This is a genomic window from Qipengyuania profundimaris (assembly GCF_030717945.1).
Classification (GTDB): Bacteria; Pseudomonadota; Alphaproteobacteria; order Sphingomonadales; family Sphingomonadaceae; genus Qipengyuania; species Qipengyuania profundimaris.
This window is the reverse complement of sequence record NZ_JAVAIM010000001.1, coordinates 1,820,911-1,846,866: the sequence shown is the minus strand read 5'-3', so window position 1 is coordinate 1,846,866 and position 25,956 is coordinate 1,820,911. Positions and strand designations below refer to the sequence as shown.

Sequence of the window (25,956 nt, the reverse complement as noted above, 5' to 3'; positions counted from 1 at the left end):
CGGTGTTTTGATTGGTTGCAATGGAAACTAGTTACAAAAGTTACCGTTTGCTGTCAAGGAACGAACGGCTCGGGGTAGCCGCAGTTCCGTCGGTCGCAATTGTGCTTGCGCAGGCGGCCCAACTGTGATTCTGTGACACTGTGAAACGGTCAGGTTCCATCGCAGCGATCCGCAGGGGGAAGGCGAGCCAGCATGGCGCGTTGGCCGCGCTGCTCGTGATGGGCGGAATTGCCATTGCGGGACCGTCGGGCCTCCTCGCCTGGAGCGAGAACCTGCGCCTGCTCGACCAGCGCAAGGTTCAGCTTGCCGAGATCGAGAAAGAGCGCACTGCGTTGAAGAACCGCGTGGCTCTGCTGCATCACGACCATGCCGATCCGGACATGGTGGGCGAACTGCTGCGCAGCCAGCTCAACGTCGTCCATCCGGATGAAGTCGTCATCAAGCTGGAAGACTGAGTTTCGCGCCAAGCGGCTGCATTCCGTAAGGGTTTTCGTATGCACATGCGCACCGCGTGTTGCGCGGCAGGCGCGGCTGTGCCTATAGGCTCGGCACATATTCCTCCCCGGAAGAACAAGGATAGGATGTCTTGGCCAAAGCCCCCAAGAGCAAGAAAAGCCCCGCAAAGTCGCCCACCGATGATACGGATTTCGTCCTCCACTCGCTGCAGGACACGCTGGAGAAGAATAAGCGCTACCAGGCGAGCGACGAGCAGCTGCAGCATTTCTACGAACAGATGCTGCTCATCCGCCGGTTCGAGGAACGCGCCGGCCAGCTTTACGGCCTCGGCCTCATCGGCGGTTTCTGCCACCTCTACATCGGCCAGGAAGCGGTCGCCGTCGGCCTGCAATCGGCACTTACCGAAGGGCTCGACAGCGTCATCACTGGCTATCGCGATCATGGCCACATGCTCGCCTATGGCATCGATCCCAAGGTCATCATGGCCGAGCTCACCGGCCGCGAAGCGGGGATCTCGAAAGGCAAGGGCGGCTCGATGCACATGTTCAGCACCGAGCATAAGTTCTACGGCGGCCATGGCATCGTCGGTGCGCAGGTCTCGCTCGGCGGCGGGCTGGCGCTTGCGCATCAGTACAACGACGATGGCGGCCTCTGCCTCGCCTATTTCGGCGATGGCGCGGCGAACCAGGGCCAGGTCTACGAGACGTTCAACATGGCGGCGCTGTGGAACCTGCCGATCGTGTTTGTGGTCGAGAACAACCAGTATGCCATGGGCACGGCGGTCAAGCGGAGCTCGGCAGAAACCGAATTCTATCGCCGCGGCACCGCCTTCCGCATCCCCGGCATGAAGGTCAACGGCATGGACGTTCTCGAAGTGCGCCAGGCCGCCGAGATCGCCTTCAAGCATGTGCGCGAGGGCAAGGGGCCGGTGTTGATGGAATGCGAAACCTATCGCTACCGCGGCCACTCCATGTCCGACCCAGCCAAGTACCGCACGCGCGAGGAGGTTCAGGACATCCGCGAGCACAAGGACCCGATCGAAGGGCTGAAGAAGTTCATGATCGAGAACGGCAGCAAGGAAGACGATCTGAAAGCGATCGACAGGGACATCCGCAAGGTCGTCAGCGAGGCAGCCGATTTCGCCGAGAACTCGCCCGAACCGGAGGCATCCGAACTCTACACCGACGTTCTGGTGGAGGAGTATTGAGCCATGGCTATCGAACTCAAGATGCCCGCGCTGTCTCCGACGATGGAAGAGGGGACGCTCGCCAAATGGCTGAAATCCGAAGGTGACGAGATCGTCGCCGGTGACATCATCGCCGAGATCGAAACCGATAAGGCGACGATGGAATTCGAGGCGGTCGACGAAGGCACGCTCGGCAAGATCATGGTCGAGGAAGGCACCGAAGGTGTGAAGGTCGGCACCGTGATCGCAATGCTTGCTGGCGAGGGCGAGGATGTGTCCGACATCGAGGCTCCGGCAGCGTCCGACGAGGTCGATGACGTGCAGGGCGAGGGCAAGGATGTCGGTCGCGAGGAAAGCGAGGCCGAGATCACCAAGCCGAAGCCCAAGGCCGATGTCCGCGATCCAGATGTCCCCGAAGGCACCAGCTACACCTCTACCAGCGTCCGCGAGGCTTTGCGCGACGGCATGGCCGAGGAAATGCGCCGCGACGAGCGCGTCTTCGTGATGGGTGAGGAAGTCGCCGAATATCAGGGCGCCTACAAGGTCACGCAAGGCCTGCTCGACGAATTCGGACCGAAGCGCGTAATCGATACGCCTATTACCGAATACGGTTTTGCCGGCATCGGCACCGGCGCGGCGATGGGCGGCCTGCGCCCGATCGTAGAGTTCATGACCTTCAACTTCGCCATGCAGGCGATCGACCACATCATCAATTCTGCGGCCAAGACCAACTACATGTCCGGTGGCCAGATGCGCTGCCCGGTCGTGTTCCGCGGACCCAACGGCGCGGCCAGCCGGGTGGGGGCGCAGCACAGCCAGAATTACGGCCCGTGGTATGCCAGCGTACCCGGTCTGATCGTCATCGCGCCTTACGACAGTGCCGATGCGAAAGGCCTGATGAAAGCGGCGATCCGCAGCGAGGATCCGGTCGTCTTCCTCGAGAACGAGCTGGTCTATGGGCGCAGTTTCGACGTGCCCGACATGGACGATTACGTCCTGCCGATCGGCAAGGCGCGCATCATGCGTGAAGGCTCGGACGTGACGATCGTCGCCTACTCGATCGCTGTCGGGCTCGCGCTCGAAGCTGCCGAGGAACTGGCAGGCGAGGGCATCGATGCCGAAGTCATCGACCTGCGTACCCTGCGTCCCCTCGACAGGGAAACCGTGCTGGCATCGCTCGCGAAGACCAACCGCCTCGTGATCGCAGAGGAGGGCTGGCCGACCTGTTCGATCGCTTCGGAGATCATCGCGATCTGCATGGAAGACGGCTTCGACCATCTCGATGCGCCGGTGACGCGCGTGTGCGACGAGGATGTTCCACTGCCCTATGCGGCGAACCTCGAGAAGCTTGCGCTGATAGATACGCCTCGCATCGTGAAGGCGGCGAAGAAGGTCTGCTACCGGGACTGACCCAGACTAGCTTCGTGTGATAATTGCGGAGGCCCGCGCCCATCGCAGGCGCGGGCCTTCTGCGTGCGGCAACGCGGTATCAAGTCGCAAATTCTTTCCACGGTGGCGCTTTCGATGGTTAAACGCCTGCGTCGTCATTTGCGCCCATTTCCCAGTATGTCCGGCGAAATGGAAGGTTAAGCGAAGGCCACGTTTTAGCGTTCCTTAACCACACCACTTTACGGGCTTCTCATACAGTCGTGGCACAAGGCACGCTCTGCAAAAGCCTGGATGTGGTTTTATGATCGATCGTATGAGAAATCTGGTTCGCGATGTCCGCAAGGACGAAGGCGGCAATGTGCTCACCCTCATGGGTCTGTCCATGATTCCTCTGATCGGGACCCTCGGCCTCGCGGTCGACGTCGCGCAGTGGATCAGCTGGAAACGCGATTTGCGCAGCGCGGCGGATTCCGCCGCCATGGCTGGCGGACTTGAGTTGAAAAACGGCGGCGATGCGGAAGAGGTCGATGCCGTTGTTCGCAACGTGCTCGGCCGGAATACCCAGCATTCCTACATCATCGAAGCCGTCGAGACACCGCCAACTGCCGGGGAATTTGCCGGCGACGCCAGCATGGTGCGTGTAGTGCTTACGACCTCGACCAAACTTCCGTTCTCGAGCATGTTCCTCACGACGGCGCCCACGATCAGGGTGGAATCGGTCGCCCAGGCATCGAGCGAAGTCGCCAACTGCATGATTGCACTTGCCCCGACCGGTACGGCTCTTTCAATCGCAGGTTCGTCCACCGTCGATATGAACTGCGGGTTGCAGTCCAATTCGGATTTCGACGCCACGACGAGCGGCAGCATCGTAGCCGGCGCGCTTTCGGCGGTCGGAAATGTCAACGAAGGCAACAACATCTCGGAAGACACGCGCATCAATCGCGGTGTTGCACCCGAAACCGATCCCTATGCCGATCTCATCTCGGACCCCGATGAGGTATGCTCCAACACCGAATCGATATCGGGCATCAACAACATCCTATATCCCGGCTGCTACAAAGGCATCACCATAAACAGCAACGCTCGCGTGACCTTGCAGCCTGGCACCTATTATCTCGGCGAAGGCGGCTTCAAGGTAAACGGTCATGCTCAGGTGGTCGGCACCGGCGTGACCCTCGTCTTCACCAACACGAGTTCTCCGTTCAATGCCAACAAGGTGGGTACCTTCGACGCGATGGGGACGTCGAACGTGCAGATCACCGCTCCGGATACGGGCGATTACGCCGGTATTCTAATGCATCAGGACAGCCGCACGCCGCTGTCGAATGCCAACCGCCTCTTCGTCACCGGTGACAATAATTCCGAGTTCGAAGGCACGATCTACGCGCCGAGCAATCAGGTGACTTTCAGCGGCAACAGCAGCATGACCACCGACTGCCTGCAAATCATCGCCCAATATATTACTTTTACCGGCAATACGTCGGTGTCGAACACCTGTCAGCCGGGGCGCGGAGTGGTGTCCTTCTCCGGCGATCAAGTCTTGAGGTTGCGCAAATGACGATGCGAATGATCAGTCGGTTTCGCAAAGACCGCAAGGGAACCGCCACTATTGAGCTAGCGCTTGTCACGCCGATCCTGCTGACGCTGGCGCTAGCCGGTATCGATATCGCCTTGGGCTATGTGCACAAGCTGGAAATCCAGCAACATGCGCAGATCGGTGCCGACTATGTAATGTCGGAAATGGAGAATGTTCCGACTAATACCGAAATCAAGACGAGGGTGCATGAAGGTAGTGGATTACCACTTTCCGCTATCACGATCGATCGCTGGATCGAATGTAACGGTGAAAAGAACAGCCTGCCTGCGTGCTTGAACGCCGGCTTCGACTACACCCAGTACCTCTCGATCGAGGTGGAAGACGAATACACGCCGATCCTCGACGTCAAAGGCTACGCCGATTTCGTGGACCAGTTCACGGCAACCGGCAGCGTAACCCTGCAGGTGGAATGATGTCTTTTCTAAGGAAAATTTCGCACGATAACAAAGGCGCCGCAGCGATCGAATTCGGTTTGGCGCTTCCTGTAGCTCTCGTGCTGATATTGGGTTGCATGAATTTCGGCATCTACCTGTATTTTACGAATTCCATGTCGGCAGCGATCGACGACACGGCTCGCTCGGCGACTCTCTGGCCCACCCCCAACGACGCGCAACTGCAAACGAACTTCGAAGACTCGCTGCTGACAGCCAAGACCTTCGGTTCGGCCAATCTCACCGTAACACATGGCACGTCCGCAGACGGCCGCGCATATGTCGATTTAGAGGGCACTGGTGCGTACGACATTAACCTGATCTTCGTGGATCTGGGATCGATCCCAGTGCAGTCGACGCGAAGGGCTTACCTCCAGGCCTGATCTCGGCCATAGGCGTTGGCCGTGACTATGGCCAACGCCTGCCGATGACTGTCGAGGATCTGCCGCCCGAGGCGCAGGTAGCCATCGGCTACGCGTCGCCCGAGCATCGGGGCGCATTCGCAGCGCTGCTGGCCTTCGATCGCAATTTGGCGCGATCGGTGGCCGGAGCCAGCGAGGCCATCGTCGGACAGCTCCGGCTCGCCTGGTGGCGGGATGCGATGGCAGAAAGCGCCGATGACCTGCCGCGCGGGAATCCCTTGCTCGACGCACTTGCCGACGGATTCGGTGAGCAGCGCCAGCACTTGGGCGCCCTCGTCGACGGGTGGGAATCCGTTTTGCTCGCCGAACCGATCGACAGGTTAGCGATACAGGCGTTGAAGACAGGCCGTGAGGCTGGCTGGCTGGCGCTCGGGACAGCTCTCGGCGCCGGGGCGGACGATACAGCGGTGCGACTTGCCGCAGGACGGTGGGCATTAGCCGACCTGCTCTCGGGCTTGCCGCAGGAGGATCGCACCCCGGAAATTATCGCCGATGCGCAAGCATCGCTGGGTCAGCCTGCTCCGCTTCCCCTAGGGATGCGCCCTCTCGCCGTTCTCGATGCCCTGGCGCGCCGCTCGCTTGCTGCCGGTGGCGCGCCCTTGCTTGCCGGGCGCCGCAGCGCCATGGTGGCCTTGCGTGCCGGCGTCTTCGGTCGCTGAAAATCCCAAGCAATCAGGAGGCCAGGACATGAAGGGGTTGGTTGTCGGCAGCACCGCGTCGCTGGCTCTTGTCGGCCTGGGGCTATTCTGGTGGCAGGGCAGGGCGCAAGTCGAAGAGGGCGCGCCGCCCCCGATGGATGTGGAGAGCGAAGCGCCGCTCCCAGAGGTTCCGCCGGTCGATCCGGGTGAGGCGATCGGTCCGGCACCGCCCGAGGCGACCGAGCTGACACGCGAGCAGCGCCGCTTCTTCCGCTACGATCGCAACCGCGACTGGCGCATCACCCGCACGGAAATGCTTTCGACCCGCTCCAATGCCTTCCGCAAGCTCGACAAGGACGGCAACAATCTGCTCGATTTCGAGGAATGGGCGGTGGCCACGGTCGACAAGTTCGAAGGCGCCGATGCCGATGGCGATAACGAGCTTACGCCGGGCGAATTCGCGACCACCGCGCCGAAGCGCCGCAAGAAGCCGCGCTGCGCCTGTTAGGCTGCCACGAGCTCTCCGCGAGCAATCCATTCGGCGAGATCGGCCTTGGCGCGTGAGGTATAGGCCTCCTTGCGCTGCTTCTTGCCCACATCGTGAAGCGGCGGGAACAGGCCGAAATTGACGTTCATGGGCTGGTAGCTCTCGGCTTCCGCATCCCCGGTGATGTGCGCGAGCAGCGCGCCCAGCGCAGTCGTGCGCGGCGGCCCCTGCCACTCGCGACCCGCCAGTTCGGCCGCGGCCATCATGCCGGCGACAAGGCCGACCGCCGAGCTTTCGACATAGCCCTCGCAGCCCGTCACTTGCCCGGCGAAGCGGATATGCTCAGCGCCTTTCAGGCGAAGCTGCCGGTCGAGGACGACGGGCGAATTGAGGAAAGTGTTGCGATGCAGACCGCCGAGACGCGCGAACTCGGCGTTCTCCAGGCCCGGGATCGTCCGGAAGAGCTCCACCTGCGCGCCGTATTTCAGCTTCGTCTGGAAGCCGACCATGTTCCATAGAGTGCCGAGCTTGTTGTCCTGCCGCAGCTGGACAACGGCGTAAGGCCAGCGACCCTGCGGAAACTCGGGCGTGGTGTCGCGCGGGTTGTCGAGACCGACCGGCTTCATCGGGCCGAAGCGCAATGTGTCGACGCCGCGCGATGCCATCACCTCGATCGGCATGCAGCCTTCGAAGTAGGGAGTGTCCTTCTCCCACTCGCGGAACTCGGTCTTATCGCCATCCATCAACCCTTGGTGAAAGGCGAGATACTGATCCTTGGTCATCGGGCAATTGATATAATCGCCGTCCTCGTTCGAGGCCTCGTTGCGCTTGTTCCAGCGCGACTGAATCCAGCAGATATCCATATCGATGCTGTCGCGATGGACGATCGGCGCGATGGCGTCGAAGAAAGCAAGGCGATCCTGTCCGGTCGCTTTCACGATGCTCTCGGCGAGCGCCTGCGCGGTGAGGGGCCCCGTCGCCACGATGGTCGGGCCTTCACTGGGCAGGGCATCCACCCGTTCGCGAACGACGGTGACCTTCGGATGCTCGTCGAGCGTCCGCTGGACTTCGGCGGAGAACACATCGCGATCGACTGCCATGGCAGACCCGGCAGGCACACGGGCCTTCTCGCCTGCGCGCATCACGAGGCTGTCGAGCTTGCGCATCTCGTGATGCAGCAGGCCGACTGCGTTCTTGTCGCTATCGTCGGAGCGGAAGCTGTTCGAACAGACGAGCTCGGCCAAACCGTCGGTCTGGTGGGCCGGCGTCATATCGCCGCCACCGCGCATTTCGGACAGGCGCACGCTGAAACCGCGCTGCGCGAGCTGCCAGGCAGCCTCGCTGCCGGCCAGCCCGCCACCGATGATGTGGATATCGTGGGTCATCGCGCGCCCTGTAAGGCTTGCGCCCCTGTCGCATCAAGGCCTAGCGGGATGTATGGCGCACAAAGCCCTTGCCGATCATCGCCCCTGGTTGCTGCTGAGCCTGCTTGCGGCGGTCACCTATTTCTTCGTCATGGACGACGAGATCGGTGGCGCGTGGCTCATGATCTGGAAAGGCGCGGGCGTCGGTTTACTTTCGGTCTACGCTGCCGCGCGGGGGAGGGGCACCGATGGGCTGCTGATTGCTGCGGTCATGGCGATCGCAGCCTGTGCCGACGTGGCGCTGGAGATCAGCTTTCTGATAGGAGGCGGGCTGTTCGCGCTTTCGCACCTCGTCGCGATCGCATTGTACCTGCGGAACCGGAGAGCGAAGACGAGTTCAAGCCAGCGGCTTGCCGGTCTGGCTCTGGTCGTGTTGCCTGCTGTCATCGCTGCCGGGATGACGCGCCCACTGCCGAACTGGGAACTTGCCACAGCCTATGGCGGGCTGGTCGGACTGATGGCCGCTGCCGCCTGGACGAGCCGCTTTCCGCGCTATCGCGTGGGGATCGGTGCCGTCATGTTCGTTGCGAGCGATCTGCTGATCTTCGCCCGCGAATCGCAAACCCTCCCCGGAGAGCTGACCGAATGGCTCGTCTGGCCGCTTTACTATGCCGCGCAGTTCCTGATCGTCACCGGCGTCGTCCAGACCCTGCGCGGTCGGAAGGTTTAAGGCCGCCAAGCCGCAATCGTGGTGCGATGCAATTCGCGCCTGTGACCTTGGTACCCGCCCGTCGCCTTATGCAGCACGGCGCGGTTGTCCCACACAATCAGCATGTCGGGTTCCCATACGTGGCGATAGACGAATTCGTCGCGGGACTGCCACTGCGAAAGCTCAGTGAGGAGGGCGATCGCCTCGGTCTGGGCCATCCCTTCGATGCCGATGATATAACCGAGCGTCGAGAACAGGGCTGCCTCGCCGGTCTCCGGGTGGCGGTGGACGAGTGGGTGCGTCTGGGTCGCGTTCGCCCTCTCATCGGGCCGGATCGCCATGGAACGATCGCCCGCGCGATCCTTCTCGCCATAGGTGCCATCGGGCGCATAGGCGAGCTTCGCGCTGTGAATGGCAGTCAGGGCGCGGAGTTCGTTTTTTCTCCCGTCCGGCAAGGCATCGAATGCGGCGACCTGGTTTGCGAATAGGGTGTCGCCGCCTGCGGGCGGGATGTCGAAGGACATCAGACAGGTGCCGGCGGGAGGATGCTCCAGAAAGCTCCAGTCGCTATGCCAGTTCTCGGCGAAGAGCGGTGCTTGTTCGGCGGGCTCGCGGAGAATTGCGGCAATTTGCTTTCGCCCAGAGATGGGTTCGAAAAACGGATCCTCGCCGAACCCGCCCATCGCGCGCGTGAACGCTTCGAGCGTATCGTCGTTCGCCGGTTGGCCGGGAAAAGCGAGGACGCGATGTTCGAGCCAGGCCGACCGGATCTCCGCAGCCAGATCATGACCGATCGGGCGGGAAAGGTCGAGCCCGCTTACGCGTGCGCCGCACGCCTGGCCGCTTGGCTCGACCTTCAGACTCACCGGAAAGACCTCATCCGCCCGGCTCGCCGTCGATGTTCTTGTCCGAATGCGCGGTCGTGTGCGGGGTAGTCTGCTCGAGTCCGCCCCGCGCCGCGATTTCGTCGGCGACCTTTTCCTCGGCTTCGTTTTCCGGCTCTTCGGTCTCGTCGATCAACGCTGCACCGACGATGCGTTCGCCTTTTGCAACCTTGAAAATGCTCACACCCGAAGAGGTCCGCCCGGAGATGGAATAGCCCGCGTGGTTCTCGAAACCATCCTCCAGCAAATGCCGGAAATCGATCGGCAGGCGGATAAGTTTCGCCTGGTCGGTCACCAGCATGAGCTGCGAGCCGTGCTTGACCGGGAAGCTGCCGACCACGGAGCCATTGCGGTCCGGATTGCTCGACGGCTCGCCGATATTGGTCAGGCCCTGGCCGCCGCGGCCGATGGTGCGGTACTCGTAGGCAGAGGAAATTTTGCCGTAGCCGCGTTCGGTCAGCGTCAGAATGAACTCCTCGCACTCCTCCATCTGCTCGACCTTTTCGGCATCGAGCGTCGGATCGGTGTCGTTGTTCTTCCAGACCGCGGCGCGCAGATAAGCATCGCGGACGTCGGTGTCGCGCTCGCAGGCGTCGAGCACAGCCAACGAGACGACCTTCGCGCCATCCTTCAGCGTCATACCGCGCACGCCGATGCCGGTGCGGCTCTTGGTTTCGCGCGCATCGGTGGCGGCGAATCGGATCGCCTTTCCGGCGTCCGAGGCCAGGAAAATCTCCTGATCCTCGCTCAGCAATTTGACGCCGATCAGGCGGTCGCCGCTGTCCTCGACGAAGCCCATCGCATATTTGCCGTTGGAGGGGACATTGGTGAATGCGTCCATCGAATTACGCCGGACCATGCCCTGTTCGGTCGCGAAGACGATGTTGAGCGCGCTCCATTCGCTCTCGTCTTCGGGCAAGGGCAGCACGTTGGTCACGCGCTCGTCGTCGCCCAGCGGCAAAAGGTTCACCATCGGGCGGCCTTTGGTTGTCGGTCCGCCTTCGGGCAGCTTCCACACCTTAAGGCGATAGACGCGGCCCGTATTTGTGAAGAACAGCACCGGGTTGTGCGTCGACGTTACGAACATTTCGACGACGGCATCCTCGTCCTTCGTCGCCATCGAGCTGCGGCCCTTGCCGCCTCGGGCCTGCGCGCGGAAGGCTTGCAACGGGGTCCGCTTGATGTAGCCCCCGTGGGTGACGGTGACGACCATCTCTTCGCGCTCGATCAAGTCTTCGTCTTCGAGGCCATCCCAGGCGGGCGCGATTTCTGTGATCCGCGGAGTGGCGTAGCTGGCTTTGATCTCTTCCAGCTCTTCGCGCATCACGCCGTAGAGCTTCACCCGATCGGCGAGGATCGAGAGATATTCCTCGATCGCAACGCTCAATTCCTTGAGCTCGTCGCCGATTTCGTCGCGGCCCAGCGCGGTGAGGCGGTGGAGGCGCAGGTCGAGGATTGCCTTCACCTGCCGCTCCGACAGGCGATAAGTGCCGCCCGTTTGTTCGTCGCTCGGCTCGATGGCTTCGACCAGCGCGATATATTGCGCGATATCGCCGATCGGCCATTCTTTGGCGAGCAGCTTGGCCCGCGCATCGGCCGGGTTCGACGAGCCGCGGATCATCGCCACGACTTCGTCTAGATTGGAAACGGCAACCACCAGGCCGAGCAAGATGTGCGCTCGCTCGCGGGCCTTGTTGAGCTCGAACTTGGTGCGGCGAGTGATGACCTCCTCGCGGAAGCCGATAAAGGCCTGGATGAATTCGCGCAGGGTCAGCGTTTCGGGCCGCCCCCCGCGGATCGCCAGCATGTTCGCCGGGAAGCTCGCCTGTGCGGGCGTATAGCGCCAGATCTGGTTGAGCACGACTTCGGGCGAGGCATCGCGCTTCAGGTCCACGACCACGCGCACGCCTTCGCGCGAGCTTTCGTCGCGGATGTCCGAGATGCCCTCGATCCGCTTTTCCTTCGCGGCTTCGGCGATCTTCTCGACCAGCGAGCTCTTGCCGACTTGGAAGGGAATGGAGGTCAGAACGATCGACCGTCGGTCGCCGCGCTTTTCCTCGAACTCGTGCCGCGCGCGCATCAGGATCGAACCGCGGCCCGTGGTATAGGCAGCACGGGCGCCGGACTTGCCGAGGATCAGGGGCGCAGTCGGAAAATCGGGCCCCGGGATGATCTCGAACAATTCCTCGCTGGTGATTGCGGGATTGTCCATGAAGGCGAAGCAGCCGTCGATCACCTCGCCGAGATTGTGCGGCGGGATGTTCGTCGCCATGCCGACCGCGATGCCGCCCGCGCCATTGACGAGCAGGTTCGGGAAGCGCGCCGGGAGTACGGTCGGTTCGCGCCGGGACTGGTCGTAATTGTCGGCAAAATCGACCGTGTCCTTGTCGAGGTCGTCGAGCAGCGCATTGGCCACCCGTGCAAGCCGTGCCTCGGTATACCGCATCGAGGCCGGCGGGTCGGGGTCCATCGAACCGAAGTTCCCCTGACCATCTACCAGCGGCACCCGCAGCGACCAGTCCTGCGTCATGCGCGCCAGCGCGTCGTAGATCGCCGCGTCACCGTGCGGGTGGTAGTTACCCATCACGTCGCCGACGATCTTGGCACTCTTGCGATATGGCCGTCCGGCGACGAAGCCGCCTTCCTGGCTGGCGAAAAGGATGCGGCGGTGCACGGGCTTCAACCCATCACGTACATCGGGCAGTGCGCGGCTGACGATCACGCTCATCGCGTAATCGAGATAGCTCGTTTTCATCTCATCGACGATGTCGATGCGGGTGTAATCGCCGCCGTCGTAGGGAGGGGGATCGAGGACTTCGGTATCGTCTGACAAGACAGCTTTTCCGTTCTGCGAACTACTTATGTTCTGGTCGGTCGGAGGTTACGCCAAAGCCGCACAGGTTGCCACCGAGGGGAGGGAACACAGGGCGGTTTCGCGCGCTTTTTCCACATATGGGTGCGCGAAGTCCAAATTGCATGCTGAACGAGCGGCACGGGCTGTATTCAAAGCCCGTTCAGCCCGCTTCGCCTAGAACGATTTGCAATGAGAGCGTACTGACGGCATTGCCGATTTCGTTGACAACAATTGGCGCCGCGCGCGCTCAGGCCCCCTTACCATTCTTGGGAGTACAAGTATGATTTTCACTCGTCTCGCCCGCGCCAACGGTGCGGCTTCTACGCTCGCAATGGCGCTCACTCTAGCGACCGGCGCTGCGGTCACCGCGACTGCGCTCGAAGCGCCTGCCTTCGCTCAGAAGAAAGCAAAGCCGAGCTACTCGAAGGGCTTTATCGCCGCTTATTCCCCTTTACAGGAAGCGCTTGGTGTCGAAACGCCCGACCCGGCAACCGTGAAGGCGGCAATCCCGGCCGTAGTTGCAGCAATCGAGAATGAAGACGACCGTTTCGCCGCCGGCGGCGCGATCGTGAATGCCGGCCAAAAGTTCAACGACAATGCGCTTGCCCGTCAGGGTCTGGAGTTGATGCTTGCTAGCGGCAAGGTCGCACCCGAGCAGGTCGGCCCGTATAATTTCATGATCGGCCAGGTCGCATATAACGCCAAGGATTACGCCGCCGCGCGTTCGGCGCTCGAAGCTGCGATGGCTGCCGGCTATACGGACAATAATCCGGAAGCGATCATCGCCGAAACGTATTTCGCCGAGAGCCGTGATGCGGAGGGGCTTGCCTACCTCTCGAACGCTCTGGATGCCCGCAAGGCAGCCGGCGGCACGCTGGAAGAGGACTGGATTAAGCGCGGACTGGCTGTCGCTTATCGCGCCGATATGAAGGACGAAGCGATCAAGTTCGCCAATATGTACGTCTCGGAATTCCCGAGCGAGACCAGCTGGCGCGATGCGATTGCAATTCTGCTGAACACCGGTGGCTATGACAAGCCCGCGACGCTCGATCTTCTGCGTCTGGGCCGCCGTGCCGGCACGCTCAACGACGCCCGCCTCTACGGTGAGTATGTCGAAGCGGCGGATTATCGCCGTCTGCCCGCAGAAGTGGTGTCCGTCATCGATGAAGGTCAGTCGAAGGGCTTCCTATCGGAAAGCGATGCCTATCTCGTGGATACCCGCAAGCAGGCAGCCGATCGCGCTGCGGTCGACCGTGCCGACATGGACGGATTGCTGACCGATGCCCGCAAGTCTGGCGCAACGCTCGCCACTGTTATGGCAGCGGGCGACGCAATGCTCAGCATGGGCCGTCCTGCCGAGGCCGAGGAATTTTATCTCAAGGCTTCCACCATGGCCGGTGCCGACACGCCGATGGCGCTGACCCGCCTCGGTATCGCGCAATACGACCAGGGCAACTACGCCGAAGCGCAGGCGACCTTCAACCGGGTCGAAGGCGCGCGTCAGGCGATTGCCAACCTCTGGGGTGTCTACTCGGGTCAGCAGGGCGGCTGATCCCAACCTACTCTAGATAAGAGGGCGCGAATTCCTGATGGAGTTCGCGCCCTTTTCGTTTGTTGCTAGTGACGATTGTACTCAGCGGAGGCGTTTGACCCACATGGTGTTGTCGCGCCGCTCGATCTTGAACTGCTCTATCGCCTCGAACAGGTCAGAGAGCCGCTTGAAGCCGTAGTTGCGCACGTCGAAGCTGGAGCGGTTGCCCGCGATCTGCCCGACCTCACCCATCTGCGCGAAGCCATCGTCATCGCGGTGCGCTGCCTTCCACGCCGTTCCAAGCAGTTCGACCAACTCGTCGTCGATCCCGGCCTTCCCTTTGGCGCCGCTGGATTTCGGGGCATCCGCCTCATCCGACGCGCCCTTGATGAGCGCATCGATGTCGATGAAGCGCGTGCAGGCGCTCTTGAAGGCTGCGGGTGTCTTACTCGTGCTGCCGAAGCCGTAGACGACGAGCCCATCCTGCCGCAGCCGCGTGACGAGCGGGGTGAAGTCGCTGTCCGAACTCATGATGCCGAAGCCATCGACCTTGCCCTGATATAGCAGATCGATGGCATCGATTGTCATCGCCATATCGGTAGCGTTTTTGCCGGCAGTGAGATCGAATTGCTGCTGTGGCTGGATGCCGTACTTGTGGGTAATCTCTCCCCATTTGGAGAGATTGTTCTTCGCAAAATTGCCATATGCCCGCTTGATGTTGACTTGCCCAAGTTCAGCCATGACGGTCAGGACCGGGTCGATCCCCTTGGGCGTTGTGTTGTCCGCATCGATCAACAGGGCGATGTTCTTGAGGTCTTTGTCGGCCATGCGCAGCCAATGGCGTGCAGCCTGCCCGAACTCAAGAGCTTACTGTGCGGGCGAGAATTCCCCGGAGTTCTCGTCGAGCAGGTGAAGGACCCCGTCCGAGATTGCGAAATAGGCGCCGCGCAGCTTGAGGTCGCCCGCCGCTTCCTTAGCCTCGACATAGGGGAAGGTGCGAAGGTTTTCGAGACTTACCTTGACCGCGGCAAGCTCCATCTCCCGCTCCGCAGTGCGACCCTTCGTGCCGTGCTCTGCAGCGATCGGCTCGCGGACCTCGTCAAGCATGTCGATCCAGTGCGCCACGAAGCCGCCTTCGCCGATGTCGTTGCCGTGAAGGTCTTGCGTCAGCGCCGCTTGGCACCCACCGCACATGCCGTGGCCCATCACGACGACTTCGCGCACCTTGAGGAACTGGACTGCAAATTCGAGAGCTGCCGAGACGCCGTGGCGGCCGGGCGTCGTCTCATAAGGCGGCACCAGCGCGGCGACATTGCGGACTACGAAGATCTCGCCAGGGTCCACATCTAGGATTTGCGCAGGGTCGACCCGGCTGTCCGAACAGGAGATCACCATCACCTGGGGGGACTGGCCCTCCGCTAGCTGGCTCCAGCGTTCGTGCTGCCTTTTCCAGTCGCCGGCACGGAAACGGGCGTAGCCCTCGATCATCTCGTCGAACGTCTTCATGCCTGCTCCGCTGCAACGAATTCGAATGGATGGCAAGAGGCGCGGCTTGCGAGAGGCGGGGCAGGAGCCTAAATGGGCCGCGACATGAACGATCTTTCCACAGTTCCCCAGCCCGAAGGCGAACGCCCGGCCCGCCAGCGCAAGCCCGACTGGATTCGCGTCAAGGCGCCGGTCAGCAAGGGCTATCACGAAACGCGCAAGCTGATGCGCGAACTGAACCTGCACACGGTGTGCGAAGAGGCCGCCTGTCCCAACATCGGGGAGTGCTGGACCAAGAAGCACGCTACGGTGATGATCCTCGGCGATACCTGCACGCGCGCCTGCCGGTTCTGCAACATCAAGACCGGTATGCCGATGCCGGTCGATCCGCTCGAACCCGAGCATACTGCGACCGCTGCGGCAGCGATGGGCCTCGAGCATATCGTCATCACCAGCGTCGATCGCGACGACCTTCCTGACCGTGGGGCAGGGCAGTTCGTAAAGGTGATCAACGCATTGCGCCGCGAGACGCCGGACACGACCATTGAGATCCTGACACCCGACTTCAAGGGCCGGATGAAGCAGTCCATCGCGGAAATCTGCGAGGCAGGGCCCGACGTTTTCAACCACAACCTCGAAACGGTGCCGCGTCTTTATCCGACGATCCGTCCGGGTGCGCGCTATTATGCCTCGCTCCGTCTGCTGGAAGAAGTGAAGGTCCACAATCCGCTCATCTTCACCAAGTCCGGCATCATGCTGGGGCTCGGGGAAGGGCGGCTCGAAGTCCATCAGGTGATGGACGACATGCGCAGTGCCGACATCGATTTCATTACCATGGGCCAGTACCTCCAGCCGACGCCGAAGCATGCGCAGGTCGAGGAGTTCGTTACCCCGAAGCAGTTCGCTGCCTATGGCTCGATCGCCCGCGCCAAGGGCTTTCTGCAGGTCGCATCGAGCCCCCTGACGCGTTCCAGCTATCACGCGGGCGACGATTTCGCGCAGATGCGCGCGGCGCGCGAGGCGAAGCTGGTGAAGCAGGCCGGCTGATGCCCGGTATCCGAGAAAAACGCTTCCTTCCCTATACTTGCGAGCAGATGTTCGATCTGGTTGCAGATGTCGGACGCTACGCGGAATTTCTACCCTGGGTCATTGCCACCCGGGTCCGCTCGGACAGCGAGACCGAAATGGTGGCCGACATGCTGGTCGGCTTCAAGGCGATCCGCGAGCGCTTCACGTCCCGCGTCGAAAAGCGCCGGCCCGAGCATATTGAGGTGTTCTACGTGGACGGTCCTCTGAAAGACCTCGACAACAACTGGACGTTCACCCCGGCACCAAGCGGCTGCGAGGTCGATTTTTGCGTCGATTTCGAATTCCGCAACGCGGTGTTCGAGGCGCTGGCCGGCCAATATTTCGATCGCGCATTCCGCAAGATGATGGGCGCATTCGAGGCGCGCGCCGACGCGCTCTACGGCAACAGCAGTTCGAGCGCGCAGACCGTCGCCTGATGGCGGATATCCGCGCGTGAGGTCGGTTCGAAGCGCTTGAGCTCACCGTCGGGTTCGCCCTCCTGACCCCGAACCACCCGTGCGAACACCACCGTTCCGACAGGCTTGAGAGTCGTGCCGCCATCGGGGCCGGCAACGCCGCTGATCGCAACAGCCACGTCGGCGCCGCTGTTCTGTAGCGCACCCTTTGCCATCGCCCAGACGCAGGCAATCGAGACGGCTCCGAAGGTTTCGATGATGTCGAGCGGCACGCCGAGGCTCTCCATCTTGGCCTCGTTGGAATAGGTCACGAAACCGCGATCGAGCACGGCGGAGGAGCCGGGGATTTCGGTCAGCGCTGCCGCGACCAGCCCGCCGGTGCAACTTTCCGCGAGCACGACTTTGCGGCCGCTCGCGCGGTTTTCCTCGACCACTCGCCGGGCAAGTTCGTCGATGTCCTCGGGCAGGAGAGCGCCGTGCTCCATATTGCCTCCGTCAGCAGCGGATCACTGTGGCAATCGCCTGGGCGGCAATGCCTTCGCCGCGGCCGGTGAGACCCAGCCGCTCGGTGGTGGTCGCCTTCACCGATATGCGACCGATGTCAACGCCCAGCAAGTCGGCAATACGCTGGCGCATGGCGGGCCGGTGCGGGCCAATCTTGGGCGCTTCGCAGATGATGGTAAGGTCGATATTGCCGACGCTGTAACCGGCTTCGCTCATCAATTTTGCCGCGTGGGCGAGGAAGCGATCGCTGCTCGCTCCTTTCCACTGCGGGTCGCTCGGCGGAAAGTGCGTGCCGATATCACCATCTCCGATGGCACCGAGTACCGCGTCCACGACCGCATGCAGCGCGACATCGGCATCGCTGTGGCCTACCAGTCCTTTTTCGTGCTCGATTTTGACGCCGGCGAGCCATAACTCCTCTCCAGCCGCGAGTTTGTGCACGTCAAAGCCCATCCCCGTGCGTATGCTTGGCTGCTCGCTCACGAAATCCTCCGCATAGGTCAGTTTGGCGAGACGCTCGTCGCCGGGCACGAGCGCGACGGTACCGCCTGCCGCGCGCAAAACCTGGGCGTCGTCGCCGGCCACGGGGTCGCCCGTCCATGCCCGGTGCGCGGCGAGAATATCGTCGAAACGAAAGGCTTGTGGCGTCTGGACCCGGCGAAGTTGCTCGCGTGGAGCGGTCCCGGCCATCACGCCTCCTTCGTCCAAGGCGAGGCTGTCTGTGATGGGAAGAACCGGGACGGCACTTGGTGAGTCGCTAAGTGCAGCCAGAACCCGTTCGATGACGGCGCGGGGGAGGTCGGGGCGGGCGGCGTCGTGGACAAGCACACGATCCGCGCTCTCGACGGCTTCCAGACCTTTCGCCACGGACTGCTGGCGGGTGTCGCCGCCCGTGACGACCTCGTATCCGGACAGGCCCGCGAGTGCCCCTTCCACCGCGTCCTCGGCGTTCTCCGGCACCACGACGACCAGCGGGCTTGCTCCGGCATCCAGCAGGCTCTCGACCGAATGCCTGACGACCGCCTTGCCTCTCCACCGCGCGAATTGCTTGGGCAGCGGCTGTCCCGCACGCAGGCCTTTCCCCGCAGCGACCACGATTGCGGCGAACGGGGGGAGGGCGGGCGCTTCGCTCATGCCCTCGCCCGCTAGCGGCTTGCCGTTTGTGCTGCAACGCACTATGTGGCTGCCCAATATTTAGGCACACTCCAGCATGAGCGCACATCCCCTTCCTCCCGTCCCGCCGAAACCGATCCACGTCGGCCCGGTAGCCATCGACACGCCTGTGGTTCTGGCGCCGATGACGGGAGTGACGGATTTGCCGTTCCGCAGGCTCGTGCGCCGCTACGGCTCCGGCCTCAACGTGACCGAGATGATTGCCAGCGAGGCCGCAATCCGCGAGACGCGCATCAGCGTGCAGAAGGCCGAATGGGACCCGATCGAGGAACCGGTGTCGATGCAGCTGGTCGGCTGCGATCCATACAGCATGGCCGAGGCTGCGAAATTGCAGGAAGGCAATGGCGCGGCGATCATCGACATCAATTTCGGCTGCCCGGTGCGCAAGGTCGTCGGCCAACTGGCCGGCTCGGCGCTCATGCGCGAGGTCGAACTGGCCACGCGGCTGATGAAAGCGACGGTCGAGGCGGTCGACGTCCCGGTAACAGTGAAGATGCGAATGGGTTGGGATCATTCCGACCTCAATGCGCCGGAACTGGCGAAGATCGCGCAAGACCTCGGCGTCAAGATGATCACCGTCCACGGCCGCACGCGCAACCAGATGTACAAGGGCAGCGCCGACTGGGCCTTCGTGCGCAAGGTCAAGGAAGCGGTCGAGATCCCGGTGATCGTCAATGGCGACATCTGCGGGATCGATGATGCGGCTAAAGCGCTCGAACAGTCCGGCGCGGACGGGCTGATGATCGGGCGCGGCGCTTACGGGAAACCCTGGCTGCTGTCGCAGGTCATGCACTGGTGGCGCACCGGCGAAATTCTTGCCGATCCGGACATGGACGAGCAATACGCCGTGGTGACAGAACACTACCGGATGATGCTCGACCATTACACCCCGGCGACCGGCGTGAAGATCGCCCGCAAGCATCTTGGCTGGTACACGAAAGGTTTGCGCGGTTCGGCGGAGTTCAGAAATCACGTGAACTTCGTCGATGATCCCGCGCAGGTGCTTGGCGAACTCGAGCGCTTCTACGAACCGTTCCGCCGGCAGCAGGCGGCGTGAGCGGAGCATCGTCCGCTCCCGACGCAGCGGCGCAAATTGCAGGCCTCATCTTTGCCGTACTGTTGATCGATGCCGACGGCATGATCGTGGAGGCGAATGCCGCAGCGGAAGATATGCTCGATTCCAGCGCGCAGCGCCTCATTGGCAAGCGGCTGACCGACGTAGTGGACCTTGCCGACCATCGCGTACGGTCGAGCCTCGACCGGTCCGATGTCCAGATGATTGCTCGCGGCGTGTCCTTCGCCACAAAATACCGCGACCGGCGGATCAATCTGACCAGCTCTCCGCTACACAATCATCCGGGCTGGCGTGTGCTGACGCTTTCCGATGTTGGGCAGGGCGACACGGGCGCTGCAGACGACGAGCGCATGGAGCTCCGCGCTCCGGCTGTGCTGGCCCATGAAATCAAGAATCCGCTGTCCGCCATTCGCGGTGCCAGCCAGCTGCTGGCGCGGCGGGTCGAAGGGAGGGACAAGCCGCTCGCCCGCATGATCCTCGGCGAAGTGGACCGCATTGCGGAACTGATCGATCGCATGCAGCAACTCGGTAGCAAGCCCGTCACCGTGGTCGGTGATTGCAACCTGCACGAGGCTATCCGCAATGCGATGGCAACGGTTCGTGCGGGTCGCATCGAAGGCTGTGAACTTATCGAGGAATTCGATCCGTCGCTGCCTCCGGTCGCGGCCGACCAGGCTGCGCTTGAACAGGTACTAATCAATCTCATCGCCAATGCCTGCGATGCGAGCGCCAAACTGGACGCTCCGCAGGTCACCGTGCGCACGCGGTTCGTCAGTGGATTGGTCTTCAGCGCGATCCGGCTTGGGAAAGCTACCCGGTTGCCTATCGAGATTACAGTCACCGATGCAGGCGCAGGCATTGACGAGGCAATCCGTGATCATGTGTTCGAACCGTTCGTTTCCAGCAAACCACAGGGACAGGGTCTGGGCCTCGCACTCGTGCGGAAACTCGTGCGCGATATGGGCGGGCGCATCGGCCACGAGCGCGACGAGCGCAATGGACTTACCCATTTTCGCATAAACCTGCCGGTGGCGGGTTAGGGGGACATAATGAGCCATGCCGTCCTACTGGTCGAAGACGACCGTGCGATTGCGACAGTAATCAGCGAAGCTTTACGTGAAGAAGGTTATGACGTCACAGCCTGCGAAAGCCTTGCCAGGAGAGACGAACTCGTCGGAGTGAGACACTTCGACGTCATGCTGACCGACGTCATGCTGGAAGACGGCGACGGGTTGGCGTCGATCGACCACGTGCGCGAGTTGGCTCCCGATATGCCGGTGATCGTCCTGTCGGCACAGAACACGCTCGATACCGCCGTGCGCGCGAGCGACAGTCACGCGTTCGAATATTTCCCCAAGCCCTTCGATCTTGACGAACTGACTCAGGCCGTGCGGCAGGCCGTGGCCAACCGGCCGTCGGTCAGTGCCCCAGGGGACGAGGAAGACAGCGCCCTGCCGCTGATCGGCCGCAGCCCTGCGATGCAGAGCGTGTTCCGGATGATCACGCGTGTTCTGCGCAACGACCTGACTGTGCTGGTCACGGGTGAGAGCGGCACCGGCAAGGAACTGGTCGCGGAAGCCATTCACCAGCTTGGCGCACGCAAGACCGGCCCCTTCGTCGCGGTGAATATGGCGGCGATCCCGCACGAACTTCTCGAAAGCGAATTGTTCGGTCATGAACGCGGCGCCTTCACCGGGGCAGTCAGCCAGCAGATCGGTAAATTCGAGCAGGCCAACGGCGGCACGCTGTTCCTCGACGAGATCGGCGATATGCCACCCGATGCGCAGACCCGGCTGCTGCGGGCTCTGCAATCGGGGCGTATCCGGCGCGTCGGCGGGCGGCAGGAAATCGGCGTCGACGTGCGCATAATCGCGGCGACCAATCGAGACCTGGCGCCTATGATCGAGGACGGTCGGTTCCGCGAGGACTTGTTCTACCGCCTCAACGTAGTGCCTATCCCGCTCCCTGCCTTGAGAGAGCGGCGCGAGGACATCGGCGCTCTGGTGAAGCATTTTCTCGGACAGGCAGCCAGCGAGGGGCTGCCGCGACGACAAATCACGGACGACGCCATAGCTGCGCTGGCGGCACGGCGCTGGCCCGGCAATGTGCGGGAGCTTCGCAATGTGGTGTTTCGCCTGGCCCTGCTGGCGCGTGAAGACATCATCGATGTCGACAGCGTAGCGGACACCATCGGCACTGAAATTTCGACGGGGTCGGGCGCGCCTGATTCCGGATTTAGTGCAGCGATAGACGGGTGGTTGGCGGAGAATGGGAATTCCCACGGCACCCTGTATCACGCCGTTCTGGCGTCATTCGAAAAGCCGCTGTTCGAGCATGCGTTGCGGATGACCGAAGGTAATCAGCTACGCGCTGCGCAGTTGCTCGGCATCAATCGAAACACCCTGCGCAAGCGCCTTGGTGAGCTCGACATCGCGCCCGAAGTTTTCGCGCGCCGTCGCTAGCCGCCGCTTTGTCGAATTTGTACTTGCAGTCCTGCAACAGCGCTGTTGTAAGACTGCCACTATGGCGAGCGCCGCTTCAGTCCAGCCCAATACCACACCGAGATGGTGGCGCAGGTTCGTCGTGACGTCACGCAGGGCCAATCTCGTGGGCTATCTCGAGATTTTCTTCGCGGTGGCTTTTCTTGTCATGGTCGCAAGTACGTGGGCGACTTTCACCGCGGCCCCGCCAAACGGGCAGCTTCTACCCAGCAGGCAAGTCGCAGGCCTGCTCATCGGCACGCTTATTCCCGCAATGGCCTTGCTTGTTCTGGCCGGACGTCGCCTGGCCCTGCGCCGCGCCGCAGGTAGCACCGCGCGGCTTCATGTGCGCCTCGTGTTCTTCTTCTCCATGATTGCCGCGGTCCCGACATTGCTGGTGGCAGGCTTCGCCGCGTTTCTCTTCCAGTCCGGGGTCGATTTCTGGTTCTCCGATAATTCGCGCGGTCTCATGGAGAATGCCAACCAGTTGGCCGAAAGCTATTACGAAGAGAACCAGCTCGATCTTGCCAACGAGACGATATCCATGGCGATGGACATGCGCTCGATCCTCGAGCGGGTTCCGGTGACCGATCCCAATTTCGCTCTCGTATACCAGTTCCAGGCGCAACCGCGCGATGTGATCGAAAGCGCAATCCTGCAAGCGCTCCCCGACTCCTCGATGCGGACTGCCGTAGCCTATGGCCTATCCGAGGAAAGCAATCCCGTACCCTTCGCCGAGGAAACACTTGGCGACATTCGCCGTGGGGAACAGGTCGTCGTGCGCGGCACGCCGGAGAGGATCGAGGCAGTGGCTCCGATCGATCGGCAAGCCGGTATCTACCTCTACACTGCGCGGAATGCCGAAGCGACTAGCTTCAGGAGCTGGGAAAGCGCCCGGTCCATCTCGACTGCCTATGACGAACTCACCCGGCGCGCGCGAGCTCTCCAGCTGAGATTTAACCTTGCGCTTTTCTTCGTCAGTCTCGCGTTGGTCGGGCTGGCGGTCTGGTTCGCGCTGCGTTTCGCCGACAGGCAGGTCGAACCGCTCACCGACCTCATAGCAGCCGCTCGCAAAGTCGGCGCCGGAAACTTCGCACTGCGCGTCGAGGGCCGTACCGGAGCCGACGAGATCGGCCTGCTCAATCGCGCGTTTAACCGGATGACGGCGCAGCTGGAAAAGCAGACCGATGCCTTGCTCGCCGCCAACGATGAACTTGAAGAGCGGCGCAGCTTTATCGAAGCGGTGCTGGAGTCCGTGAGTGCGGGCGTCATCTCCATTGACCGCAACATGAACGTCTTACTCATGAACGCTCCGGCGCAGGCCATGCTGATGGAAGACGCGGTAGGCCAACCGCGCCCCGCCACATTACGTCAGCTGGCTCCCCAAATCGCAGTCATGGTCGAGGCAGGCCTTGCCCAGGGCGTAGTCAGCCATTCTCGTCGAGGTGAACTGCTCACGCTCGCGGTGAAGATCGGCGAGGAGGCCGAAGGGTATGTTATCACCTTCGAAGACATCACCCGGCAATTGCTCGACCAGAGGCAGGCTGCGTGGTCCGATGTCGCGCGCCGGATTGCACACGAGATCAAGAACCCATTGACACCGATCCAGCTGGCCACCGAACGCCTGAAGCGCCGGTATCGCAAGCAAATCCATGAGGATGGCGAGCTGTTTGACGAGCTAACCAGCACCATCGTCCGGCAGGTTGGCGGCCTGCGCAAGATGGTCGACGAATTCTCCAGCTTCGCGCGGTTGCCGAAGCCGGTGTTCCGTACGGAAGACGCGCTCGATCTCGTCCGGCAATCGCTCTTTCTCCAGGAGGTCGGACATCAGGACGTGAATTATTTGCTTCTTACCGACAGCGAGGGCCCGATCCGCATTCAGTGTGATCGCCACCAGTTCGGACAGGCGATTACTAATATTCTGAAGAACGCCTACGAAGCGACCGAGGCCAAGGCCCAGAATGCAGAGCCGGATTATCGCGGCAAGATCGTAGTTATGGTCGAAGAGGATGACGACGCTCTTCACGTCGCCATCGAGGACAATGGCATCGGTCTGCCGCAGGACCGCGATCGGATCCTCGAACCTTATGTGACGAACCGCGAGAAGGGCACCGGCCTGGGTCTCGCGATCGTGAACAAGATCGTCGAGGAACATGGCGGCGAGATGACCTTCTCCTCACTCGAAAGCGGGGGAACGCGCGTTGCGATGCGGTTCGCGCGCGATCCCCTCACAACGCCCGTGGGGGGCGCGCAATGATACATAGCAAAGGGTAGCAGCCAATGGCGTTAGACATCCTGATCGTCGACGACGAACGCGACATTCGCGATCTTGTAGCCGGCGTGCTGAGCGACGAAGGCTACGAGTGCCGGACCGCCGGCGACAGTTCCAGCGCGCTTACGCAGGTCGACGAACGCCGGCCCAGCCTAGTCTTGCTGGACGTCTGGCTCCACGGGAGCCCCATGGATGGCCTCGAAGTGCTGGACGAGATCAAGAAGCGCGAACCCGATCTGCCGGTCATCGTGTTCTCCGGCCACGGCAATATCGATACGGCAGTAAGCGCGGTAAGCCGTGGGGCGGTCGACTTCATCGAGAAGCCGTTCGAAGCCGAAAGGCTTTTGCACCTCGTCGGGAGGGCAACCGAGACCGAACGCCTGCGTCGTGAGAACAGCAGGCTGCGCGAAGGTATGGTCCAGAACGGCGAATTCACCGGGAATTCGGCGGCGATCAATGCCGTGAGAGCCACTCTGAAGCGTGTGGCCAGCACGGGCAGCCGCGTACTCATCAGCGGTCCGGCCGGTACCGGAAAGGAGGTAGCTGCGCGCTTGCTGCACAGCTGGAGCCCGCGCGCCGACAAGGCGTTCGTCATCGTGAACTCGGCACGCATAACTCCTGAGCGGTTCGAAGAGGAGTTGTTCGGGGAGGAAGCTGACGGCAAGCTGGTGCGACCGGGGCTGCTCGAGATGGCCGACGGCGGTACGCTCTATCTCGACGAAGTGGCGGACATGCCGCTCTCGACCCAAGCCCGTATTCTTCGGGTGCTGACCGAACAGAGTTTCGTGAGGGTAGGGGGCACGCGTCAGATCGGTGTTGATGTGCGGGTTGTTTCCTCGACGGCCCGTGATCTCGAGAAGGAAATGTCGGAGAAACGCTTCCGCGAAGATCTGTTCTACCGGTTGAATGTCGTTCCAGTGGAGGTGCCGTCGCTCTCGGAACGGCGCGACGATATCCCCTCGCTGTCAGACACATTCTTCACGCATTACGCGGCGGAACAGGGTATCCGTCCTCCGACGATCAGCGAAGAAGCGATGGCGGCGCTTCAGGCTTACGATTGGCCCGGCAATGTCCGCCAGCTTCGTAATGTCGTCGAGCGCACCGTTATCCTCACCCCCCGCGAACAGCTCGAACAAATCGAGGCTGAAATGCTTCCCGAAGAAGTACTGGGCGGTAAGCTCGGCGGAAATGGCGGGGTCGCAGCCCTGATGGGGTCGCCGCTGCGCGAGGCGCGCGAGAATTTCGAGCGTGAATATCTGGCCATCCAGATCCGGCGCTTCTCCGGCAATATTTCTAAGACTGCCAACTTTATCGGCATGGAGCGCTCGGCACTTCATCGTAAGCTGAAACTGCTCGGAATGGCGGACAAGAAACCGGCGTCCGGCAAAGACTAGCCTTCTCAAATCCTGCTATCGCGCGCGGAAGATAATACAAAGATTGCGAAAACGCGTATGAAGGGCCACATTGACAGGGCGCGGCTCGGTGCGCGCATTATCGGGGGTGGTGGGCACCCCAGACTGCGGACCCGCTGAGGG

The 25,956-nt window shown here is 62.1% G+C and carries 24 protein-coding genes; 17 read left to right on the top strand and 7 right to left on the bottom strand.

The window, feature by feature from the left end:
• The first annotated feature begins 140 nt into the window (after positions 1–140).
• The 8 genes from Q9K02_RS09120 to Q9K02_RS09085 all read left to right on the top strand — a co-directional run bounded on the left by Q9K02_RS09120 (position 141) and on the right by Q9K02_RS09085 (position 6,627).
• Complete coding sequence (locus Q9K02_RS09120) at positions 141–455, top strand: FtsB family cell division protein (protein WP_305932614.1); 315 nt, start codon at positions 141–143, stop codon at positions 453–455.
• A gap of 131 nt (positions 456–586) precedes the next feature.
• A complete protein-coding gene (gene pdhA, locus Q9K02_RS09115; RefSeq protein WP_305932613.1) occupies positions 587–1,663 on the top strand; it encodes a pyruvate dehydrogenase (acetyl-transferring) E1 component subunit alpha in 1,077 nt (358 codons plus the stop codon).
• 3 nt (positions 1,664–1,666) lie between these two features.
• Positions 1,667–3,052 (top strand): pyruvate dehydrogenase complex E1 component subunit beta, encoded by a 1,386-nt coding sequence (locus Q9K02_RS09110; RefSeq protein WP_305932612.1) that lies wholly within the window; start codon positions 1,667–1,669, stop codon positions 3,050–3,052.
• Positions 3,053–3,332: 280 nt separating this feature from the next.
• Positions 3,333–4,589, top strand: a complete 1,257-nt coding sequence (locus Q9K02_RS09105; protein WP_305932611.1) for a pilus assembly protein TadG-related protein — start codon at positions 3,333–3,335, stop codon at positions 4,587–4,589.
• An 8-nt stretch (positions 4,590–4,597) separates the two neighbouring features.
• Positions 4,598–5,041, top strand: coding sequence for a TadE/TadG family type IV pilus assembly protein (locus Q9K02_RS09100; protein WP_305932610.1), 444 nt, complete (start codon positions 4,598–4,600; stop codon positions 5,039–5,041).
• Positions 5,038–5,442: a TadE/TadG family type IV pilus assembly protein gene (locus Q9K02_RS09095; protein WP_340310083.1), complete on the top strand. Its 405-nt coding sequence runs from the start codon at positions 5,038–5,040 to the stop codon at positions 5,440–5,442. The genes Q9K02_RS09100 and Q9K02_RS09095 overlap by 4 nt, the downstream gene beginning before the upstream one ends.
• Before the next feature lie 44 nt (positions 5,443–5,486).
• Positions 5,487–6,140: a squalene/phytoene synthase family protein gene (locus Q9K02_RS09090; RefSeq protein ID WP_305932609.1), complete on the top strand. Its 654-nt coding sequence runs from the start codon at positions 5,487–5,489 to the stop codon at positions 6,138–6,140.
• Positions 6,141–6,168: 28 nt separating this feature from the next.
• Complete coding sequence (locus tag Q9K02_RS09085) at positions 6,169–6,627, top strand: EF-hand domain-containing protein (RefSeq protein ID WP_305932608.1); 459 nt, start codon at positions 6,169–6,171, stop codon at positions 6,625–6,627.
• Here Q9K02_RS09085 and trmFO read toward each other — a convergent pair.
• Complete coding sequence (gene trmFO / locus Q9K02_RS09080) at positions 6,624–7,991, bottom strand: methylenetetrahydrofolate--tRNA-(uracil(54)-C(5))-methyltransferase (FADH(2)-oxidizing) TrmFO (RefSeq protein ID WP_305932607.1); 1,368 nt, start codon at positions 7,989–7,991, stop codon at positions 6,624–6,626. The genes Q9K02_RS09085 and trmFO overlap by 4 nt on opposite strands.
• Positions 7,992–8,043: 52 nt before the next feature.
• On the opposite strand from trmFO, the gene Q9K02_RS09075 reads away from it, so the two are divergent.
• The gene (locus Q9K02_RS09075) at positions 8,044–8,700 is read left to right on the top strand and encodes a lysoplasmalogenase (protein ID WP_305932606.1); all 657 of its coding nucleotides are present in this window, start codon (positions 8,044–8,046) and stop codon (positions 8,698–8,700) included.
• Here Q9K02_RS09075 and Q9K02_RS09070 read toward each other — a convergent pair.
• Together Q9K02_RS09070 and gyrA are read right to left on the bottom strand one after the other, a co-directional pair.
• On the bottom strand, positions 8,697–9,545 hold the full coding sequence (locus Q9K02_RS09070) for a TauD/TfdA dioxygenase family protein (protein WP_305932605.1): 849 nt from the start codon (positions 9,543–9,545) through the stop codon (positions 8,697–8,699). The genes Q9K02_RS09075 and Q9K02_RS09070 overlap by 4 nt on opposite strands.
• A gap of 10 nt (positions 9,546–9,555) precedes the next feature.
• On the bottom strand, positions 9,556–12,396 hold the full coding sequence (gene gyrA / locus Q9K02_RS09065; protein ID WP_305932604.1) for a DNA gyrase subunit A: 2,841 nt from the start codon (positions 12,394–12,396) through the stop codon (positions 9,556–9,558).
• Between the two features lie 301 nt (positions 12,397–12,697).
• Between gyrA and Q9K02_RS09060 the strand changes: the two genes are divergently transcribed.
• Positions 12,698–13,969: a tetratricopeptide repeat protein gene (locus tag Q9K02_RS09060; RefSeq protein ID WP_305932603.1), complete on the top strand. Its 1,272-nt coding sequence runs from the start codon at positions 12,698–12,700 to the stop codon at positions 13,967–13,969.
• A gap of 81 nt (positions 13,970–14,050) precedes the next feature.
• Here Q9K02_RS09060 and Q9K02_RS09055 read toward each other — a convergent pair whose 3' ends face one another.
• A complete protein-coding gene (locus tag Q9K02_RS09055; RefSeq protein WP_305932602.1) occupies positions 14,051–14,776 on the bottom strand; it encodes an NYN domain-containing protein in 726 nt (241 codons plus the stop codon).
• A 39-nt stretch (positions 14,777–14,815) separates the two neighbouring features.
• Entirely contained in the window at positions 14,816–15,454 is a 639-nt protein-coding gene (locus tag Q9K02_RS09050) for a carbonic anhydrase (RefSeq protein WP_305932601.1), read from the bottom strand.
• Positions 15,455–15,538: 84 nt separating this feature from the next.
• Here Q9K02_RS09050 and lipA point away from each other — a divergent pair, with 84 nt between their 5' ends.
• Positions 15,539–16,480 (top strand): lipoyl synthase, encoded by a 942-nt coding sequence (gene lipA / locus Q9K02_RS09045; protein WP_305932600.1) that lies wholly within the window; start codon positions 15,539–15,541, stop codon positions 16,478–16,480.
• Complete coding sequence (locus Q9K02_RS09040; RefSeq protein ID WP_305932599.1) at positions 16,480–16,938, top strand: type II toxin-antitoxin system RatA family toxin; 459 nt, start codon at positions 16,480–16,482, stop codon at positions 16,936–16,938. Before lipA ends, Q9K02_RS09040 begins: the two co-directional genes overlap by 1 nt.
• Here the strand turns inward: Q9K02_RS09040 and Q9K02_RS09035 are convergent.
• A complete protein-coding gene (locus Q9K02_RS09035; RefSeq protein ID WP_305932598.1) occupies positions 16,899–17,402 on the bottom strand; it encodes a CinA family protein in 504 nt (167 codons plus the stop codon). The genes Q9K02_RS09040 and Q9K02_RS09035 overlap by 40 nt on opposite strands.
• Positions 17,403–17,412: 10 nt before the next feature.
• Positions 17,413–18,555 (bottom strand): bifunctional 2-C-methyl-D-erythritol 4-phosphate cytidylyltransferase/2-C-methyl-D-erythritol 2,4-cyclodiphosphate synthase, encoded by a 1,143-nt coding sequence (locus Q9K02_RS09030; protein WP_305932597.1) that lies wholly within the window; start codon positions 18,553–18,555, stop codon positions 17,413–17,415.
• 76 nt (positions 18,556–18,631) lie between these two features.
• Here Q9K02_RS09030 and dusB point away from each other — a divergent pair, with 76 nt between their 5' ends.
• The 5 genes from dusB (at position 18,632) to ntrX (ending at position 25,815) form a co-directional block, all read left to right on the top strand.
• Positions 18,632–19,651, top strand: coding sequence for a tRNA dihydrouridine synthase DusB (dusB, locus tag Q9K02_RS09025; protein ID WP_305932596.1), 1,020 nt, complete (start codon positions 18,632–18,634; stop codon positions 19,649–19,651).
• Positions 19,648–20,709 carry a two-component system sensor histidine kinase NtrB gene (locus tag Q9K02_RS09020; RefSeq protein ID WP_305932595.1) on the top strand — a complete coding sequence of 354 codons (1,062 nt, stop codon included), beginning with the start codon at positions 19,648–19,650 and terminating at the stop codon, positions 20,707–20,709. Before dusB ends, Q9K02_RS09020 begins: the two co-directional genes overlap by 4 nt.
• 9 nt (positions 20,710–20,718) lie before the next feature.
• Positions 20,719–22,131, top strand: a complete 1,413-nt coding sequence (gene ntrC, locus Q9K02_RS09015; protein WP_305932594.1) for a nitrogen regulation protein NR(I) — start codon at positions 20,719–20,721, stop codon at positions 22,129–22,131.
• A 61-nt stretch (positions 22,132–22,192) separates the two neighbouring features.
• Positions 22,193–24,406 carry a sensor histidine kinase gene (locus tag Q9K02_RS09010; protein WP_305932593.1) on the top strand — a complete coding sequence of 738 codons (2,214 nt, stop codon included), beginning with the start codon at positions 22,193–22,195 and terminating at the stop codon, positions 24,404–24,406.
• Positions 24,407–24,429: 23 nt separating this feature from the next.
• Positions 24,430–25,815, top strand: a complete 1,386-nt coding sequence (gene ntrX, locus Q9K02_RS09005) for a nitrogen assimilation response regulator NtrX (RefSeq protein WP_305932592.1) — start codon at positions 24,430–24,432, stop codon at positions 25,813–25,815.
• Positions 25,816–25,956 lie beyond the last annotated feature (141 nt).